At 70.4% G+C, this 16,896-nt stretch carries 13 protein-coding genes; 11 read left to right on the forward strand and 2 right to left on the reverse strand.

Annotation, left to right across the window (positions count from 1 at the left end):
- Window positions 1–7 precede the first annotated feature (7 nt).
- The 4 genes from HL658_RS37300 (at window position 8) to HL658_RS23025 (ending at window position 8,768) form a co-directional block, all read left to right on the forward strand.
- Complete coding sequence (locus HL658_RS37300) at window positions 8–4,090, forward strand: tetratricopeptide repeat protein (protein WP_246337808.1); 4,083 nt, start codon at window positions 8–10, stop codon at window positions 4,088–4,090.
- Entirely contained in the window at window positions 4,087–6,315 is a 2,229-nt protein-coding gene (locus HL658_RS23015; protein WP_180284225.1) for a tetratricopeptide repeat protein, read from the forward strand. The genes HL658_RS37300 and HL658_RS23015 overlap by 4 nt, the downstream gene beginning before the upstream one ends.
- Window positions 6,316–6,379: 64 nt before the next feature.
- The gene (locus tag HL658_RS23020) at window positions 6,380–7,078 is read left to right on the forward strand and encodes a hypothetical protein (protein ID WP_180284226.1); all 699 of its coding nucleotides are present in this window, start codon (window positions 6,380–6,382) and stop codon (window positions 7,076–7,078) included.
- A gap of 523 nt (window positions 7,079–7,601) precedes the next feature.
- On the forward strand, window positions 7,602–8,768 hold the full coding sequence (locus tag HL658_RS23025; protein WP_180284227.1) for a methyltransferase domain-containing protein: 1,167 nt from the start codon (window positions 7,602–7,604) through the stop codon (window positions 8,766–8,768).
- Here HL658_RS23025 and HL658_RS23030 read toward each other — a convergent pair.
- The gene (locus HL658_RS23030; RefSeq protein WP_180284228.1) at window positions 8,755–9,525 is read right to left on the reverse strand and encodes an SDR family NAD(P)-dependent oxidoreductase; all 771 of its coding nucleotides are present in this window, start codon (window positions 9,523–9,525) and stop codon (window positions 8,755–8,757) included. The genes HL658_RS23025 and HL658_RS23030 overlap by 14 nt on opposite strands.
- Window positions 9,525–10,607: a ketoacyl-ACP synthase III gene (locus HL658_RS23035; RefSeq protein ID WP_180284229.1), complete on the reverse strand. Its 1,083-nt coding sequence runs from the start codon at window positions 10,605–10,607 to the stop codon at window positions 9,525–9,527. The genes HL658_RS23030 and HL658_RS23035 overlap by 1 nt, the downstream gene beginning before the upstream one ends.
- A gap of 125 nt (window positions 10,608–10,732) precedes the next feature.
- Here HL658_RS23035 and HL658_RS23040 point away from each other — a divergent pair, with 125 nt between their 5' ends.
- The 7 genes from HL658_RS23040 to HL658_RS23070 all read left to right on the forward strand — a co-directional run bounded on the left by HL658_RS23040 (window position 10,733) and on the right by HL658_RS23070 (window position 16,886).
- Window positions 10,733–11,845: an aromatic ring-hydroxylating oxygenase subunit alpha gene (locus HL658_RS23040; RefSeq protein WP_180284230.1), complete on the forward strand. Its 1,113-nt coding sequence runs from the start codon at window positions 10,733–10,735 to the stop codon at window positions 11,843–11,845.
- A complete protein-coding gene (locus HL658_RS23045) occupies window positions 11,842–12,606 on the forward strand; it encodes an SDR family NAD(P)-dependent oxidoreductase (protein ID WP_180284231.1) in 765 nt (254 codons plus the stop codon). Before HL658_RS23040 ends, HL658_RS23045 begins: the two co-directional genes overlap by 4 nt.
- A gap of 2 nt (window positions 12,607–12,608) precedes the next feature.
- Entirely contained in the window at window positions 12,609–13,349 is a 741-nt protein-coding gene (locus HL658_RS23050) for a nucleotidyltransferase family protein (protein ID WP_180284232.1), read from the forward strand.
- Window positions 13,346–14,407 carry a UDP-2,4-diacetamido-2,4,6-trideoxy-beta-L-altropyranose hydrolase gene (gene pseG / locus HL658_RS23055; RefSeq protein WP_180284233.1) on the forward strand — a complete coding sequence of 354 codons (1,062 nt, stop codon included), beginning with the start codon at window positions 13,346–13,348 and terminating at the stop codon, window positions 14,405–14,407. Before HL658_RS23050 ends, pseG begins: the two co-directional genes overlap by 4 nt.
- Window positions 14,408–14,415: 8 nt before the next feature.
- Complete coding sequence (locus HL658_RS23060) at window positions 14,416–14,970, forward strand: GNAT family N-acetyltransferase (RefSeq protein ID WP_180284234.1); 555 nt, start codon at window positions 14,416–14,418, stop codon at window positions 14,968–14,970.
- A 105-nt stretch (window positions 14,971–15,075) separates the two neighbouring features.
- Window positions 15,076–16,134, forward strand: coding sequence for a pseudaminic acid synthase (pseI, locus tag HL658_RS23065; protein ID WP_180284235.1), 1,059 nt, complete (start codon window positions 15,076–15,078; stop codon window positions 16,132–16,134).
- Complete coding sequence (locus HL658_RS23070; RefSeq protein ID WP_180284236.1) at window positions 16,131–16,886, forward strand: cytidylyltransferase domain-containing protein; 756 nt, start codon at window positions 16,131–16,133, stop codon at window positions 16,884–16,886. The genes pseI and HL658_RS23070 overlap by 4 nt, the downstream gene beginning before the upstream one ends.
- The last annotated feature ends 10 nt before the right edge of the window (window positions 16,887–16,896 follow it).

A 16,896-nucleotide genomic window follows, 5' to 3' on the forward strand; every position in this document is an offset into this window, starting at 1 on the left:
ATGGCGGATGGACACCGATCGCCGCCTCGCCGCGGCGCTGGCCGAGCATCGCGCCGGGCATCATGCCGACGCCGAGCGACTGTACCGCGGTCTGTTGAACGACAATCCGCTGCATGCGGGCGCCCTGCACTTGCTGGGTGTGCTCACCTATCAGCGCGGCCAACCCCGTGAGGCTCGGGATCTGATCGAGCAGGCGCTGGCGCTCGATCCCGCCGTTGCGGAACATCATGGCAATCATGGGCTGGCGCTGCAGGCGCTCGGATCCGTGCGGGACGCCATCGCGACCTATCGCCGGGCGCTGGCGCTGTGGCCGGCCTATCCCGAGGCGCACAGCAATCTGGGAACGGCGTTCCAGGATTTCGGGCGGGTGGAGGAGGCCGTCGCGGCCTATCGCCGCGCGATCGTGTTGCGCGACGGTTACGCGGAAGCGCTGGTCAACCTCGGCACGGCGCTGCGGGCGCTCGACCGCCATGCGGAGGCGGAGTCGGCGTTGCACGCCGCACTCCGGTGCGATCCCGCCAACCACGAGGCGTACGGCAATCTCGGTGTCGTTCTGAAGGAGACGGGCCGCATCCGGGCGGCCGAGGCGGCCTATGACGAGGCGCTGCGCCTTGCTCTGGACGATGCCGGGACCTTGACCAATCTCGCTCTGCTGCGCGAGGCGCAGGGCCGCCCGGCGGAAGCGGAGGCGCTCTACCGCCGTGTTCTCGACCGCGATCACGGGCACCGGCTGGCCCAATGGAACCTCGCTCTGCTGCTGTTGCGCCGCGGGGCCCTGGCGGAGGGCTACGCGCTGGCGGAAGCGCGCTTCGCGCTTGGCCGGCTGTCCGCGGCGCGCGCCCTGCCGATGCCGCGCTGGCGCGGCGAGCCGCTGGCCGGGCGCCGCATCCTGGTTTGGCGCGAGCAGGGGCTGGGCGACGAGCTGCTGCACGGCGGTTGCCTGCCCGCGTTGGTGGAGCGGGCCGGCCGTGTGGTGGTGGAGTGCGACCGCCGCCTTGTCGGGCTGCTCGCCCGCTCGCTGCCGGGCGCGGAGGTGCGGGCGGAGACGGTGGAACCGGACGGTGCCGAGACACTGACCGCCGCGGACGCCGACTTTCAGCTTCCCGTTGCGTCGCTTCCGCGCGCGCTGCGGCCGTCCCTGGCGGATTATCCGACGCGGGCGGGCTGGCTGCGGCCCCATCCGGGGCTTGTGGGCTTCTGGCGGTCGCGGCTGGCGGCGCTGGGGCCGGGGCTCACCGTCGGCGTCTGCTGGCGGAGCCGGGTGATGACCGGCGAGCGGCGGAGCGCCTACACCACGCTCGACCAGTGGTCCTCGGTGTTCGCCGTGCCCGGATTGCGGTTCATCAACCTGCAATACGACGCCGACGAGGCGGAACTGGCCGGCACCCCGCTGCACCGTTGGCCCGACACCGACCTGATGAACGACCTGGAGGCCGCGGCGGCGCTGACCGCGGGGCTGGATCTGGTGATCACCGTGGCTACGTCGGTGGGGGAAATGGCGGGCGCGCTGGGTGTTCCGGTCTGGCGCATCGGCGGAGCGCAGGACTGGTCGATGCTGGGCACCGGCTGCCGGCCGGCCTTCCCGTCCATGCGTGTGTGGCGGGCGGCTCCGGGACAGGGTGCCGGCGACTCGCTTCCGCGCATCGCGGCGGCACTCCGCCGGCTCGCGACCCCGTCCCCCCCGGCCGCGACACGGCTGGAACAGGCGCGGCGCCTGCATGCGGACGGTCGCTGGCCGGAGGCGGAGGCCGGCTATCGCGCGGTGCTGGAAGCCGATCCCGGCAACACCGCGGCCCTGTGCGCCTATGGCCGGTTGGGGCGCGAGGCCGGCCGGGACGATCTTGCCGCCGAGCTGTTCGGTCTCGCCGCCGTCACGGCGGATGTCGGACCGGAGCTCCGCACCGACCTCGCCCAGGCGCATCGCGCCCTGGCGGCCGGACGTGCCGCGGCCGGTGATGCGGATGCCGCCGCGCTCGCGTGGTGGCGGTTGGTTCAGCTCGATCCAGCCGCCGCCGATGCCTTCGACGGGCTGGCGGAGCTGCGCGAGGCGCAGGGACGGACGGCGGCGTCGGCCCGCGCCCGCGCCCGGGCTTTGGTTCTGCGCGCCGATCCACCGCGTCCCGTCCTGGTTCCGGCGGGGGTGGTGCCGGCGGAGGCGTTGCCGCGGGCGGTGGCGCTGCATGAGGCGGGCCGGCTGGCCGACGCCGACGCCCTCTACGCGGCCATTCTCGACGCCGACCCGCGCAACGCCGACGCTCTGCACCTGCGTGGCCTCATCGCCTGCCAGACCGGACGATTCGAAGTCGCGGCCGACCTGATCGGGCGTGCGATCCGGGCCGGCGGCCGGGTGGCCGACCATCACGCCAACCACGCCTACGCGCTTCAGGCGCTGGGCCGCTGGGCCGAGGCGGAGGCCGCGGCCCGCCGGGCGCTGCGGCTGAACCCGGCATTGCCGGAGGCGGCGAACACTCTGGGCAACGCGCTGACGTTGCAGGGCCGGCATGAGGAGGCCCTGCGCGCCTACCGGGAGGCGCTGCGCCGGCGGCCCGGCTATGCGGAGGCGGAAGGCAACCTCGGCATCGCGCTCCAGGCGCTTGGCCGGGCGGTGGAGGCGGAACCGCATCTGCGGCGCGCGCTGGCCGCCAGTCCGGGTATGGCCGAGGCGGAGCTGGCGCTCGGCAACGCCCTGCTGGCTCTGCAGCGCGCGGATGAGGCCGTACCCCTGTTGCGCGACGCGGTGCGCCGTCGCCCGGCCCACGCGCCGGCCTGGGCGGCGCTCGCCCGGACCGGTGGAGCGAGGACCGTTGAGCGCTGGCGGCGGGCGTTGGCGCTGGCGCCGGCGGATGCCGAGGCCTGGAACGCCGCCGGGCTTGCCTTCCAGGCACAGGATCGCCTCGCCGACGCCGGACGGGCTTTCGTTCGTGCGCTTGCCACCGAGCCCGGAACGATCGACGCCCTGACGAACCTCGGCAGCCTGCGGCGGCTTCAGGCTCGTCCGGCCGAGGCGGCCGACCTTCAGCGCGCCGCTCTGGCCCGCCGCCCGCGCGACGCCACCGCCCGGACCAATCTGGCGCTCGCGCTTCAGGATCAGGGAGCGGAAGCGGAGGCGGAGTCCCAGTTCACCCGCGCCCTGAAGGATGACCCCACGCAGGCGCTGGCCCGCTTCAACCGCGGCGTCCTCCGGCTGATGCAGGGCCGGTTGGAGGAGGGGTGGGCGGATTACGACGCCCGCTTCGAGTCGTCCCAGCTCTTCGCACCACGCCGGATCGCACTGCCACCATGGGCCGGAGACGATCTCACCGGCCGGCGCATCCTGGTGTGGCGGGAACAGGGATTGGGCGACGAACTGATGTTCTCCTCCTGCTACCCCGATCTGATCGCACGGGCGGGCGGGGTCGTGCTGGAGTGCGACCGCCGGCTGGTGCCGCTTTTCGCTCGTTCCTTTCCCGGAACGATTGTCCGCGCGCCGACGGCCGACCCGCGCGACGCCGATGTGCAGGCGCCGGCCGGCAGCCTGCCGCGCCACCTCCGCCCGCGCATCGCGGCGTTCCGACGTGCCGGCGGCTGGCTGATTCCGGATCCGGATCGGGTCCGGCCGCTGCGGGCACGGGTGGCGGCTCTCGGTCCCGGCCTGAAGGTGGGGATCGCCTGGACAAGCCGGCGGGCGGACACGGCACGGCGTGCAGCCTACACGAGCCTTGACGAGTGGGCCCCTCTCTTCGGCCTTGCGGGCATCCAGCTCGTCAGCCTTCAATACGATGGCCGTGACGATGACGTCGTTGCGGCGGAGCGGCGATCGGGCGTCCGCATCCATCGCATTGCGGATTTGGACCTGATGAACGACCTGGACGGTGCCGCAGCACTCACCAGCACCCTCGATCTCGTGCTGACCGTCGCCAGTTCGGTCGGCGAGATGGCCGGGGCCTTGGGCGTGCCGACCTGGCGGCTGGGTGGGCGCGACTGGACGCAACTCGGCACACCGGCCCGGCCCTGGTTCCCGGCGCAGCGGGTGATCCGGCCCGTGGCCGGGACCGGCATGGCGGGCGCCGTCGCCCGTGCCGCCGCCCTCCTTGAGAGTCTCACGCGATGAGCGGCGGGACGAAGCGCGACCGGCTGGCCGAGGCTCTGACGCTCCACCGGGGCGGTGACCTCCGCGGGGCGGAACGGCTGTACCGCGGCATCCTGGACCGTGCACCGAAGGACGCCGACCCGCTGCATCTGCTCGGTGTGCTCTGTCACCAGACCGGCCGCGGCGCGGACGCCGTGGCGTTGATCGGCAAGGCGATCAGGGCGAAACCGGGAGTCGCCGAATTCCATTCGAACCTGGCGCTCGCTCTTCAGGGCCTCGGCCGGGTGACGGAGGCCGCGGGACATTTCGCCGAGGCGGTGCGGCTCCGCGCGGATTATTGGGAGGCGCATTACAACCTCGGCCTCCTCCAGCAAGGGCTGGGGCGACTGGACGTGGCGATGACGCATCTGCGTCTTGCCGTCGACCTGCGTCCGCCCGATCCGGCGCCCTACGGTGCGCTGGCGACCCTGCTGGGAGCGGTGGGCCGCGTCGCGGAGTGTGTCGCCTATCATCAGGCGGCGCTCGCCCTGCGACCCGAGGATCCCGGCCTGATCGGCAATGTCGCCGCGGCTCTTCGCGAAGCCGGAATGATGAGGCACGCCGCCGACGCCTACGCGGAGGCGCTGCGCCGCGACCCGCAGAACCCGCGTTTCCTCAATGATTTCGGCCTCGTCATGCAGTCTTTGGGACGGGCCGACGACGCCGCCAATTGCTTCGAGGCGGCACTCGGCATCGATCCCGGTTTCGCCGAGGCGGAGGACAATCTGGGCAGTCTGGCGATGCTGCGGGGGCAGGCCGATGAGGCCGCGGCGCGTCACCGTGCCGCCCTGCGCCACCGGCCGACCCTGTCCGCGGCCTGGAACAATCTGGGCAACGCCCTGAAGGCGCAAGGACGGCTGAGCGCTGCGACCGGTGCCTGGCGGACGGCGCTCGCCCTGTTCCCGAACGCCGCGGAGGTGTGGACCAACCTGGGCAACGGGCTGCGGGCGGCCGAGCGCTTCGTCGAATCGGAAGCCGCCCACCGCCGCGCCCTGCGCCTGCGTCCCGGCAGTGCCATCGCCCACAACAACCTGGGCGATGCGGTGCAGATGCGCGGTGGCGACGCGGTTGGCGCCGCTGCCTACCGGCGGGCACTGGCGATCGATCCCGCCTACGCCGAGGCGGCAAGCAATCTCGGCCTTGCTCTTCAGCGCCTTCAGCGCACGGCGGAGGCGGCGGCATGGTTCGACCGCGCGCTGGCGCTGGTTCCCGATCTGGCGCTGGCGCGTTTCAACCGCGGCCTGATGCGACTCGAAGCGGGCGACGTCGCGCGGGGCTGGCCGGATTACGCATGGCGGTTCGGGTCCGGCCGCGTCGGGCGCGGCCGGCAGCCGGCTCTGCCGGCCTGGCGTGGCGAGGATCTGGCGGGCAGGCGCCTTCTGGTCTGGCGGGAGCAGGGGGTGGGGGACGAGTTGCTGTTCGCCTCCTGCTACGCGGAGGCCATCGCCCGGGCACGCCATGTGGTGATCGAAAGCGATGTCCGGCTCGTTTCGTTGTTTCAACGATCCTTTCCGTCGGCGACCGTGCGGGCGCAGACGATCGATGGCGAGGGGCGCGAGGCCGGGTTGACCACGGATTGCGACCTGCACACGCCGGCGGGATCGCTGGCCCGCGTTTTCCGTGGACGGCTTGCCGATTTTCACTCTTATCGTCCGTGGATCGTTCCGGACCCGGTTCGAATTCTGGAGTGGCGGGATCGGCTCGCCCGGCTGCCTCATGGGCTGCGGGTCGGCATCGCGTGGCGCAGCCAGTTGCTGACGGCGGAGCGGCGCGGTGCCTACACCACGCTCGACCAATGGGCACCGGTCTTCGCCGTGCCCGGCGTCACGCTGATCAATCTCCAGTACGGGGAGGTGGACGCCGAACTGTCGGCGGCTGAGCGGTCGCATGGCGTGACCATCCACCGCTGGCCCGATCTCGATCTGCGCGACGATTTCGAGAGTGCGGCAGCCCTTACCGCGGCGCTCGATCTGGTGATCGCGCCGGCGGTTTCGGCGGGCGAACTGGCGGGCGCCGTCGGCACGCCCGTGTGGCGGATCGGCGGGCGCGACTGGACGTGGCTTGGCACCGGTGTCCGCCCATGGTTCCCCGTCATGAGGGTTTTCCAGCCCCCGCCCGAAGGCGGTCTTGGGGATGCGTTGGAGCTGGCTGCACGGGCGCTGCGAGAATTAAGCGGGGCTTTACTCTTTCGGGGCAGTGTAGTGTGATAGGAGAAGGGGTTGCCGGGATCCGCGCATCGGGTGTCGGCTCCACGGTCTTTGGAGGTGTGCGATGTCGGACAGTCTTGCTGGCGTCAACCAGATGGTGTCGGACCTCACCAAGTCCATCGACGCGGCCGTCAAGCGGGTGCAGGCGCAGTCGCAGGCGCAGACGCCCGAGAACGTGAAGGAGTTCCAGAAGGAAGTCCGCAAGTCGTCGGGCACCAGCGCGGCCTTCGCGACCGACATCGGCATTCTTGCCCGCGGCACCACCCGGTTGAACGTGGTCAGCAGCCTCGCCGCCAAGGACACGGTCGATTTCTACAAGTTCAAGGTGACCTCCAAGGGCGAGGCGACGCTCGGCCAGATCGGCGACGAGGGCGTGCGGGTGCAGCTCCAGACCAAGCTGGGCGTCGTCGTTGCCGACAGCAACAAGGAAGCCGGCAAGAACTACGACAACTATCTCAAGCTGGCATCCGGCGAACTGGAGCTGGATCGTGGCGACTACACCCTGCGCGTCACCCGCGACAAGGGCGTGGACGTCAAGGACTCCAAGAATTATGCGCTCCAGTTGAGCATGGGCAGCTATTCCCAGGATTACGACACCGTCGCCAAGCAGCCCAAGGCGGGCGACAGCCCGTTCCAGCTTTCGGCGTCCCAGCAGGCCATGCTGGACGGATTGAACAATGCCGCAGCCAATTTGAAGTCGATCCCCTTCGGTCAGACGGGGACACAGAAGCTGCTGGGCAGCGTGTTCAGCGGCACCTTCTGACGCCGATCGAAACGCGCACCCTTTCGGGGCCGGCGGTGGCAGGAGCCACCGCGGGCCTCAACGCCAGACGTTCCCGTGCACGGTGTCGCGCACCATCCGGCAACCCTTGACCAGTTCCGCCGCAGCCCGCCATCGTGGGGGCAGGCCTTGTCAGGATGGCGCGCACCAGATCGACCATATGCTGACGATATTCCGGCGGATAAGGGGGCGGGCTTTCGGCATCGGTCAACACCGCCGGCGCAAGACAGATCCGGCGCAAGTCAGATGGTGTCCACCGCGCCGGGGAAACTTCAGCACGCTGCGACGCTCAAACCGGGGACATCGCCTCGGCGGCGACGCTCATGACAAAATAAGCTCCGGGAAACCCGGCGTGGATTGTCCCCACTTCCGGCTGATCCGGGATTGCCGTCGAAGGCGGAAATCATGATTGTCACCCGTTCCGCAGGTGTTCGACGAAAGCTTGCGCGAGCCCTGAACCGTTCCGGCGCTGTGGTTGCGGAACTCCCTGAAGTAGGAGCCAACGGTGGCTGTCTGCCCCATCTGCCTCGACCAGCGCTTCGCCCCCCTCGCGTCGATCGACTTCGGCCGGTGGGAGGCGGATGAGACCGGCGATCTGCACCGGGCGACGGAGCTGTTCGATCTCGCTCGCTGCCGGACATGCGGGCACGTCATGATCGTGACCCCCTACGACGATTCGACCTTCCGGCGCATCTATCTGGACACCCCGCAGGATCCCGTCTTCTGGGACGAGATGCACGTCGGATCAACGGCCCCCTATGCGGATATGGTGGAGTTCTGCCTCGGGGGGGCGGGCCCGGTCGAAGGGTTTCTTGTCGATGTCGGCTGCGGCCCCGGTCTGCTGCTGAAGCTGCTGCATGAGGAGCGTGGTCATGCCCTCGACCGGCTGGTCGGCATCGACTTCAACCGACGGCTTCCCGATCCATACCGGTTCGTCCGGGCCGACCTGAACCGGCTCGACGCCGACGACATACCGGGTCCGGTCGCACTTGCTTTCGCGTCGCACCTGCTGGAGCATCTGGTCGATCCGCGCGCCTTCCTGCGGACCCTTGCCGGTCGGCTGGCCAAGGGGGGTGCCATCTACGTCGAGGTGCCGGACAATGGGCATTTCGATCCGGCCATCGTCGGCCCGACCAATCTGATCAACCAGCAGCACATCCATTATTTCTGCGAGGCGAGCCTGACCAGCCTTGCCGTGAGCTGCGGATTGGCGGTGGAACGGTGCGAGCGGTCGGTGCTCGGCTATGTGCCCAGGCTGCGCATGTTGCTCCGCCCGGCCGAGACGACCTCGGCGGGCGATACGGTTCTGCGATCGCTCGCCCATCTTTCCGGACAGCGGACCCGACTGGCGGAGCGCCTGCGTACGCTGATCGGTTCCGGCCGGCCGGCCGGCCTGTGGGGGATCGGGGCCGACTTCCACCGCCTGTCGGTCGAGCATCCGGACATCGCGGCTCTGGTGGAAGGCGGCCGCATCGCCTTGTTCGATCTCGGCCTGGCTGGCCGCCGCTACGCCGGCCGGACGATCCGCCCGCCGACAGACATCGCGAAGTTCGACGGCACGGTCTTCCTGATGCCGTTGCTTGGTGACGTCCGTCTCAAGATGCGCCGCTTCGCCGAGTCGCAGGGTTTCCCGGCCGGCCGGGTCATCGACCCGTGGCTCACCCCGCGGTGAAGCCGCCGTCCACCGGCAGAGTCACGCCGGTGATCCAGCGCCCCGTCGATGCCAGCAGGAAGGCGACCGTGTCGGCGACGTCCTGCGGGGTGCCGTAGCCGAGCGGGTGGGCGGCGGCCAGCGCCGCGTTCTGCTCCGCCGGCAGCATGGCGAACTGTTCGGCCGCCTTGGAGCCCATCACCACGGCGGGTGCCACCACGTTGACGCGGATGCGGCGGTCGGCCAGCTCCAGCGCCAGCGAGCGGGCGACCGCCACCAGCGCCGCCTTGGAGGCGGCGTAGAGCGAACGGCCCTTCTGCCCCTTCAGCCCGGCGACCGACCCGATCAGCGCCAGCGAGCCGCCGTTCGCCGCGTGCACGCCCTTCTGCGCGAAGCCGCGGGCGAGCATCAGGGCGGCGCCGACGTTGAGCGTGAGGTAGCGGTCGATCTGGGCGCGGCTCATTTGCCGCAGCACGGTGTAGCCCTGGACGGAGGCGGAATGGACCACCCCGTCCAACGGCCCGCCGTCCGCCGCCAACCCCTTCATCCAGCCGGGCAGGGTGTCCAGGTCCGCCAAGTCGAACGGCGCGACGCTGTGACGCCCCGGCTCGTCCAGAGCCGCGCGGGTCTCCTCCAACGGTTCCGGGCGGCGCCCGGTCAGCACCAGGGCGGCGCCAAGGTCGGCCAGGGTCACGCACAGCGTCCGGCCGATGTCGCTGTCGGACGACGCGCCGGTCACCAGGACGCGCCGGCCGCTCAGATCCAGCGGGTTGCGCATCAGGGTTGCAGGACCGGGAAGTCGTCCGGCAGTTCGAACAGGTCCGGGACCGGGATCGGGCCGACCTCGGCGACCACGGCGCCCCACGACCACCCGACGCCGAACCCGGCCAGCAGCAGGCGGTGGCGGCCGGTGGACAGCGGCTCGCCCAGCCGGTGGCTGACCGCCAGCGGGATCGACGCGGAGCTGGTGTTGCCGAAATCATGCATGTCGATGATGAAGCGTTCGGCCGGGATTTTGATCTTCTTGCGCAGATGCTCCAGCATGAAGGCGTTGGCCTGATGCATCACGCACAGGTCGATGTCCTCCACCCCCACGCCGGCGTGGGCGAGCGCCTCGCGAACCAGGGGGGGGACCGCGCGCAGGGTGAAAGCGAACACCTCCGCGCCGTTCAGGGCGAGGCGGGACTCGGTGAACAGGCGCGCGTGCTCCTCGGCGCTCCAGGGTTCGGCACGGGGGACCAAGCTGTTGCGCCGCCCGCCGGCCTTCACCCAGATGTTCTTGGCTCCCGCCCCGTCGGTGCCGACGACCACATGGATGGGTGGCGCCTCGGGGTCGCATTCCAGCGCCGCCGCACCGCCGGCGTCGCCGAACAGCGGCAGGGTGGAGCGGTCGCCGGGCACCAGATGGCGCGTGCTGGTGTCACCGCACAGCACCAGAGCCCGGCCACCCGGCTGGCCGGACATCAGACGCCCGGCGGTCCACAGCGCGTAGACGAATCCGGAGCAGCCGAGATTGACGTCGAAGCAGGCGGCGGTCGGCGGCAGCCCCAGCCGTTTCTGCATGATGCAGGAGGTGGCGGGCACGTTGTAATCCGCGTCCTGCGACACGAAGATCAGGACGTCGACCGTCGCCGGATCCCAGTCCAGCCGTTGCAGCAGCCGTTCGGCTGCGGCCACGCAGAGATCGGAGGCGCAGATGTGCGGCGGAGCGACGCGGCGCTCGTGCACACCGGTGGTGGCGTAGAGCTTCTCCGTCTCCTCGGCGGAGAAGAGGGAGCGGTCTTCCATGAAGGAATGACGCTGCCGTGGGACCGCAGCACCGAATCCCGCGATGCGCACGCCTTCGACGATCGACTTCACCGGTCCACCCTCCGCGGCGCCGGAAACCGTTGCGTCCCGGCGCTATTCGGGAAACATTAACCGATCGAACGCTAGGGTCGAAGCCATTAACGAACCGATAAAAGAGTCCGCCCATGGACGTCGCGATGCCCACGCGCACAACCGCGCCGCTGCCGACCCGGGTGATCCCGCCGCACCACTATTCCGATCCGGCGATCTTCGAGCAGGAAAAGGCGCGGATTTTCAGGCGCTCCTGGATGTTCGTTGGATTTGCGGACGATCTGGGCGGAAACAACGATTTCATCACCGCCGAAATCGCCGGAACATCGGTTCTGGTGCAGAACTTCGATGGCCAACTGCGCGCCTTCCACAATGTGTGCACCCACAGGGGGTCGCTGATCCATCTGAAACCTTGCGGGAACGGCAAGCCGGTGTGCCCCTATCATGGCTGGGTGTTCAACCGCGACGGTGTGCCGGTCGGCATCCCCGGCAATAGGGAGTTCTTCGGATTCGACGATGAGGCCAGACGGCGGCTGGCGCTGCCGCGGTTCGAGGTGGCGACCCGTGGCCGCTTCGTGTTCGTCCGGTTGGAACCCGGCGGTCCGGGGTTGGACGAGCAGCTCGGCGCCTATGGCGCGTTGCTGGACCATCTCTCCGCCCTGTTCGTCGAGAAGATCGACGAGAACCGGCTACCCTGGGCGGCGAACTGGAAGACCGGTGTGGAGAGCGTGCTGGAGGTCTACCACGTCGATGCCACGCATCCCGAGACCTTCAAGCAGTTCACCAAGAAGGTCTGGAACTGCGCCTACGAGAAGGAGCACAGCCGCGGCACGACCCACCTGTCGGACGGCAGCGTCAAATGGTGGGACGGGGTGGTGGCGCGGCTCGGGCTGCCGCGCAGTGAGCTTTACCGGAACTACGACCACTTCTTCATCTTCCCCAATCTGGCGATCGGCCTCACCCATGGCGGGCTGATGAGCGTCCAGACCTACGATCCGCTCGATGCGGAGCGCTGCAGCCTGCATTTCCGCCTGTTCCTCGGCGCGACGTCCAAGCCGCAGACACGCGGCGGCCCCGTCCGCCGGGCCGTCGAGGACAACCTGCGCGGCTTCAACGCCCGCGTGCTCGACGAGGACCGCATCGTGTCGGAGGCTGCGCATCATGGCATGAAGCAGATGCGACAACCGGCCGTCCCCGGCTGGTGCGAGGAGCGCATCCACGCCTTCCACGACGCCTATCTCACGCGGATGGGGGAATGAGGCCGGAGCATCCCTTCGCGCTCACCGATCGGCATGTGCTGGTTACGGGGGCCTCGGCGGGGATCGGGCGGGCCACCGCGGTCATACTCGCCGGGCTGGGCGCGCGCATCACGCTGACCGGCCGCAACGAGGAACGGCTTGGTGCTGCCTGCGCGGCCTTGCCGGGTGAGGGGCACCGGGCGGTGTCGCACGACCTCGCGGATACCGACGCCATTCCCCCCTGGATCAAGGCGATGGCCGAGGCGCACGGCGCTTTCGACGGGATCGTCCATTGCGCCGGCGTGCAGACCGGCAAGCCCGTGCGCGGCGTGGACCGGGCCTACTTCGACACGGTCCTGCACGTCAATCTGTTGAGCGCGCTGGCGCTGGCCCGTGCGTTCCGGCAGAAGGGGTGCAACCCGGGTTCCGGTGCCATGGTGCTTCTTTCCTCGGTGGCCGCGGCGATCGGGCAGCCGGGCAACGTCGTGTATTCGGCCAGCAAGGGCGGGCTGGAAGCCGCGATGCGGGGCTTGGCGATGGAACTGCTGCGCGACCGCATCCGGGTCAACGCGGTGGCTCCGGCCATGGTGGAGACGGAGATGATGGACCGCTTCCGGCTGACCACGACCGCCGACCAGTTCGACGCCATCCGTGCCGCCCATCCCATGGGCTTCGGCCGGCCGGAGGATGTGGCGGGGGCGATCGCCTTCCTGCTGTCCGACGCGGCGCGCTGGATCACCGGTGTCACGCTGCCCGTCGACGGCGGCTATCTGGCGCGCTGACCATGGACACCCCGAAGACCGGAGCCGGGCTTGCCGGTGTGGACATCGCGGTGCTCGCCGGCGGCCTCGGCACCCGCATCCGTGGGGTTCTGGGCGACACGCCCAAGGTTTTGGCGCCGGTGGGCGGGCGGGCCTTCCTGGGCCACCTGCTCGACCGGCTGGCCGCCGCCGGGGCGCAACGGGTGGTGCTGTGTCTCGGCCATCTTGCCGATCGGGTGACCGGCTGGCTGGACGCGAACCCCGCTCCGCCCGGCCTGACGGTCGTCTGCGGGATCGAGCCGCGGCCGTTGGGGACGGCGGGCGCTCTGGCCCATCTCCGGAGTTCCTTCCACTCCGATCCGGTGCTGGTCCTGAACGGCGACACCTTCGTGGACGCCGATCTTGCCGCCTTCCGCGCGGCGCACGGACGCTCGGGCGCGGAGGCGTCAGTGCTCTGCGTCGCGGTGGAGGACGCGGCGCGGTACGGCCGGGTGGAGATCGGCGCGGACGGTCGGATCCAACGCTTCGCCGAGAAGCAGCCGGGCAGCGGCACCATCAACGCCGGCGTCTACCTGTTCTCCGCAGCGCTTCTCGACCGGATCGTCGCCGACGGCGCGGTGTCGCTGGAACGTGACGTGCTCGAGCGCGCACCACCCGGCACCCTGAACGCCCATGTGACGACCGGGCGCTTCATCGACATCGGAACGCCCGAAAGTCTGGCCGCAGCCGCGGACGTGATCGCTCCGGCGGACGGGTCGTCATGAGCCGTGTTCTCGTCCGGGCCGACGCGGCGCCCGACATCGGCACCGGCCATGTCATGCGGTGCCTTGCCGTGGCGGAGGCCCTGGCCGACCTGGGTCACGACGCCGTGTTCGCCATGGCCCGCTCGACGCCGGCCATCGACCGGCGGCTGGACAGCTCCGGCTTTCGGCGGCTGGCCCTTCCCGGCCCGCCAGCCGGCGCGGCGGATTGCGAGGCCACCGTGGCCGCTGCCCGTGGCGCGCTGGCCGTGATCCTGGACGGGTATGGTTTCGACGAGACCTACCGGGCGGGGCTGCGGCGCTCCGGCGCCAGGGTGGCGGCGTTTGATGACCTTGCCGACCGGACGGCGCTGCACGCCGACGTGGTCGTCAACCCCGCGCCGCAAGCCGGCGCCTTGCCGTACGCCACCATCGCGCACGGTGCCGTCCTTCTGCTTGGCCCGGCCTACGCCGCCCTGCGGCGGGAAGTGCGGGAGGCGGCGTCGGCACCCCGGTGTCCGTTGCAGGAACGGCGGGCCGTCCTGGTGACCTTCGGCGGCTCGGACCCGCTCGGGCTGACGCTTCCCTGCGTGGAAAGGCTCGCCGCGGCATTGCCGGGCGATGTGCGCCTCCTTGTCGCGGTCGGCGGCAGCACGCCGGATGCTGCTGCGATCCTGCGCTCGGTGGCCGGATTCGGCGCGCGGGTCGAGCCGCTTCTCGACACGCCGGCCATGGGAAACCTGATGGCACGCGCCGGCCTCGCCGTTTCCGCGGCCGGCGGCACGACGGCTGAGCTGTGCGCGCTCGGGGTGCCGACCGTGCTGGTCACGGTGGCGGACAACCAGGCGCCCGCCGCGGCCGAAGTGGGTGCCGCCGGTTGGTGCCTGTCCGTGGACGGGCGTTCGGCCGATGCGGCCGGGCGGATCACCGGGGCGGCGGTTCGCCTGTGGCATGATTTCCCGGAGCGGCTGCGCATGACCGAGGCGACCCGGCGGCTGGTGGACGGTCAGGGCGCCATGCGCATCGCACGGGCCATCCTGTCGTCTGCGGCGTCCATGGATGCCCGGATCCTTGCCGGGTGAGGTGACCAATGCTCTTCCGATTCCGCCGCCCGACCGTCGATGACGCGGCCATGCTGCTGGAATGGCGCACCGATCCGGTCATCACCCGATTCATGTTCACCGACCTGGAACATCCGGACGTCGAGCGGCAGCGCGGCTGGATCGCCGCCATGGAGACCCGCGAGGATTTCCGGCATTTCGTGATCGAGCACGAGGGCCGGCCGGTCGGCTATCTGTCCTATTCGGAGATCGACCGGCTGCACCGGCGCTGTTCCACCGGCTCCTACATGGTCACCGAACGCGACCGACGCATGCTTGCCGGCTATCTGCACAGCTTCATCATGGACTACGCGTTCCATACGCTCGGCATGAACAAGGTGGTCAACTATTTCATGGAAGGCAACGATCAGGTCATCCGGATCCAGAGCGTGCTGAAATGCCGCTTCGTCGGCGTGTTGGAGCAGCATGTCTTCAAACACGGGCGGTTTCAAGACGTGCATGTCTTCGAGACATTGCGCAGAGACTACGAGTCCCACCCGCACCCGTTCGACCGCGAAACCACGCTCGCCGCCTTCGATCCGTGACGGTGCGGAACGCGGTCGACCCGGATATCAAATCCCGTTAACCATCGTCATGCGACGATCCGGCGGATCGTCCATGAACAAGCCGCCGCCATCGGGAGCAGGGCCGTGCCGCGTCCGTTCGCCATCCAAGGCTGTCCCATCGGGCCGGGCCATCCGCCCTACCTGATCGCCGAGCTGTCGGGCAACCACAAGGGCGAGCTGGCCCGTGCGCTGGCTCTGATCGACGCCGCAGCCGATGCCGGGGCGGACGCGGTGAAGCTCCAGACCTACACCGCCGACACGATCACCATCGACCATGACGGCCCTGGATTTCTGCTGACCGGCGGGCTGTGGGCCGGGCGCACGCTGCACGACCTGTACCGGGAGGCGCACACCCCCTGGGACTGGCACCCGGCCCTGTTCGCGCGGGCGCGCGAGCGGGGCATCGCCATCTTCAGCTCCCCCTTCGACGAGACCGCGGTCGAGCTGCTGGAGGGGCTGGACGCGCCGGCCTTCAAGATCGCGTCGTTCGAGCTGAACGATCTGCCGCTGATCCGCCGTGCCGCCCGGTCCGGCCGGCCGCTGATCGTCTCCACCGGTCTGGCAACGCTGGGCGAGATCGCCGAGGCTGTGGAGGCGGCGGGGGAGGCACCGCTGGCGCTGCTCCACTGCGTCAGCGGCTACCCGACCCCGCCGGAGGATTGCAACCTCCGCACCATCCCGCATCTGGCCGCGGCCTTCGGCGTGCCGGCCGGGCTGTCCGACCACACGCACGGCATCGCCGTCCCGGTCGCCGCCACGGCGCTGGGGGCCGCGGTGATCGAGAAGCACATCACCCTCTCGCGCGCCGAGGGCGGGGTGGACGCCGCCTTCTCCCTGGAACCGGCGGAGTTCAAGGCGATGGTCGGGGCGGTGCGCGCGGCCCACGCCGCGCTGGGGTGCGTGCATTACGGGGTGGAGCCGAGCGAGGCGGGCGGGCGCGATTACCGCCGCTCCCTCTATGTGGTCGCCGACGTGGCGGCGGGGGAGGCGCTGAGCGCCGCGACCGTCCGCTCCATCCGCCCCGGCTTCGGGCTGGCGCCGAAGCATCTCCCCGCCGTGCTCGGCCGGCGCGCCGCCCGCGGCCTCCGGCGCGGCGAGCCGCTGGCCTGGGACATGCTGCTGCCGGAGGAGCCTGCCCGATGAGCGCCCATCCCCGCATCGTCTGCATCTCGCAGGCGCGCATGACCTCGTCCCGCCTGCCCGGCAAGGTGCTGATGGAGGCGGCGGGTGCGCCGCTGCTGGCCCACCATCTGGGGCGGCTCCGGCGGGCGCGGCTGATCGACACGGTGGTGCTGGCGACCACCATCAACGCCACGGACGATCCGGTCGCCGAGCTGGCGGAACGGCTGGGGATCGGGGTCTTCCGTGGCGACGAGCAGGATGTGCTCGGGCGCTTCGCCGGTGCGGCGCAGGCGTTCGGGGCGGACGTGGTGGTGCGGGTCACCGCCGATTGCCCGCTGATCGATCCCGCGCTGATCGACGAGGCCGTCGGTCGCTTCCTCGCCGGGCAGACCGATACCCCGCCGATGGATTACGTGAACATCGACACCGGCCGCTTTCCGCGCGGGCTGGACGCCGAGGTGTTCACCCGCCGCGCGCTGGACGAGGCGGCGCGCGAGGCCGTCGCTCCGGACGAGCGGGAGCATGTGACGCCCTTCCTCTACCGGCGCCCGCAGCGTTTCCGCCTGGGGCCGCCGGTGCAGCCTCGCTGTCCTTTGCCGTCTTACCGCTGGTGTGTGGACGAACCGGACGACCTCGCGCTCATCCGCCGCATGCTGGAGGCGCTTTTGCCGGGCCGGGCGGCGTTCGGGTGGCAGGATTGTTGCACCCTTCTTGAGGCAAACCCGGCGTGGTCGGAAATCAACCGTGGCGTGGCGCAGCGCAAGCTCGTATGACCCTTCCCGC

The sequence above is a fragment of the Azospirillum oleiclasticum genome, assembly GCF_013423485.1.
GTDB lineage: Bacteria > Pseudomonadota > Alphaproteobacteria > Azospirillales > Azospirillaceae > Azospirillum > Azospirillum oleiclasticum.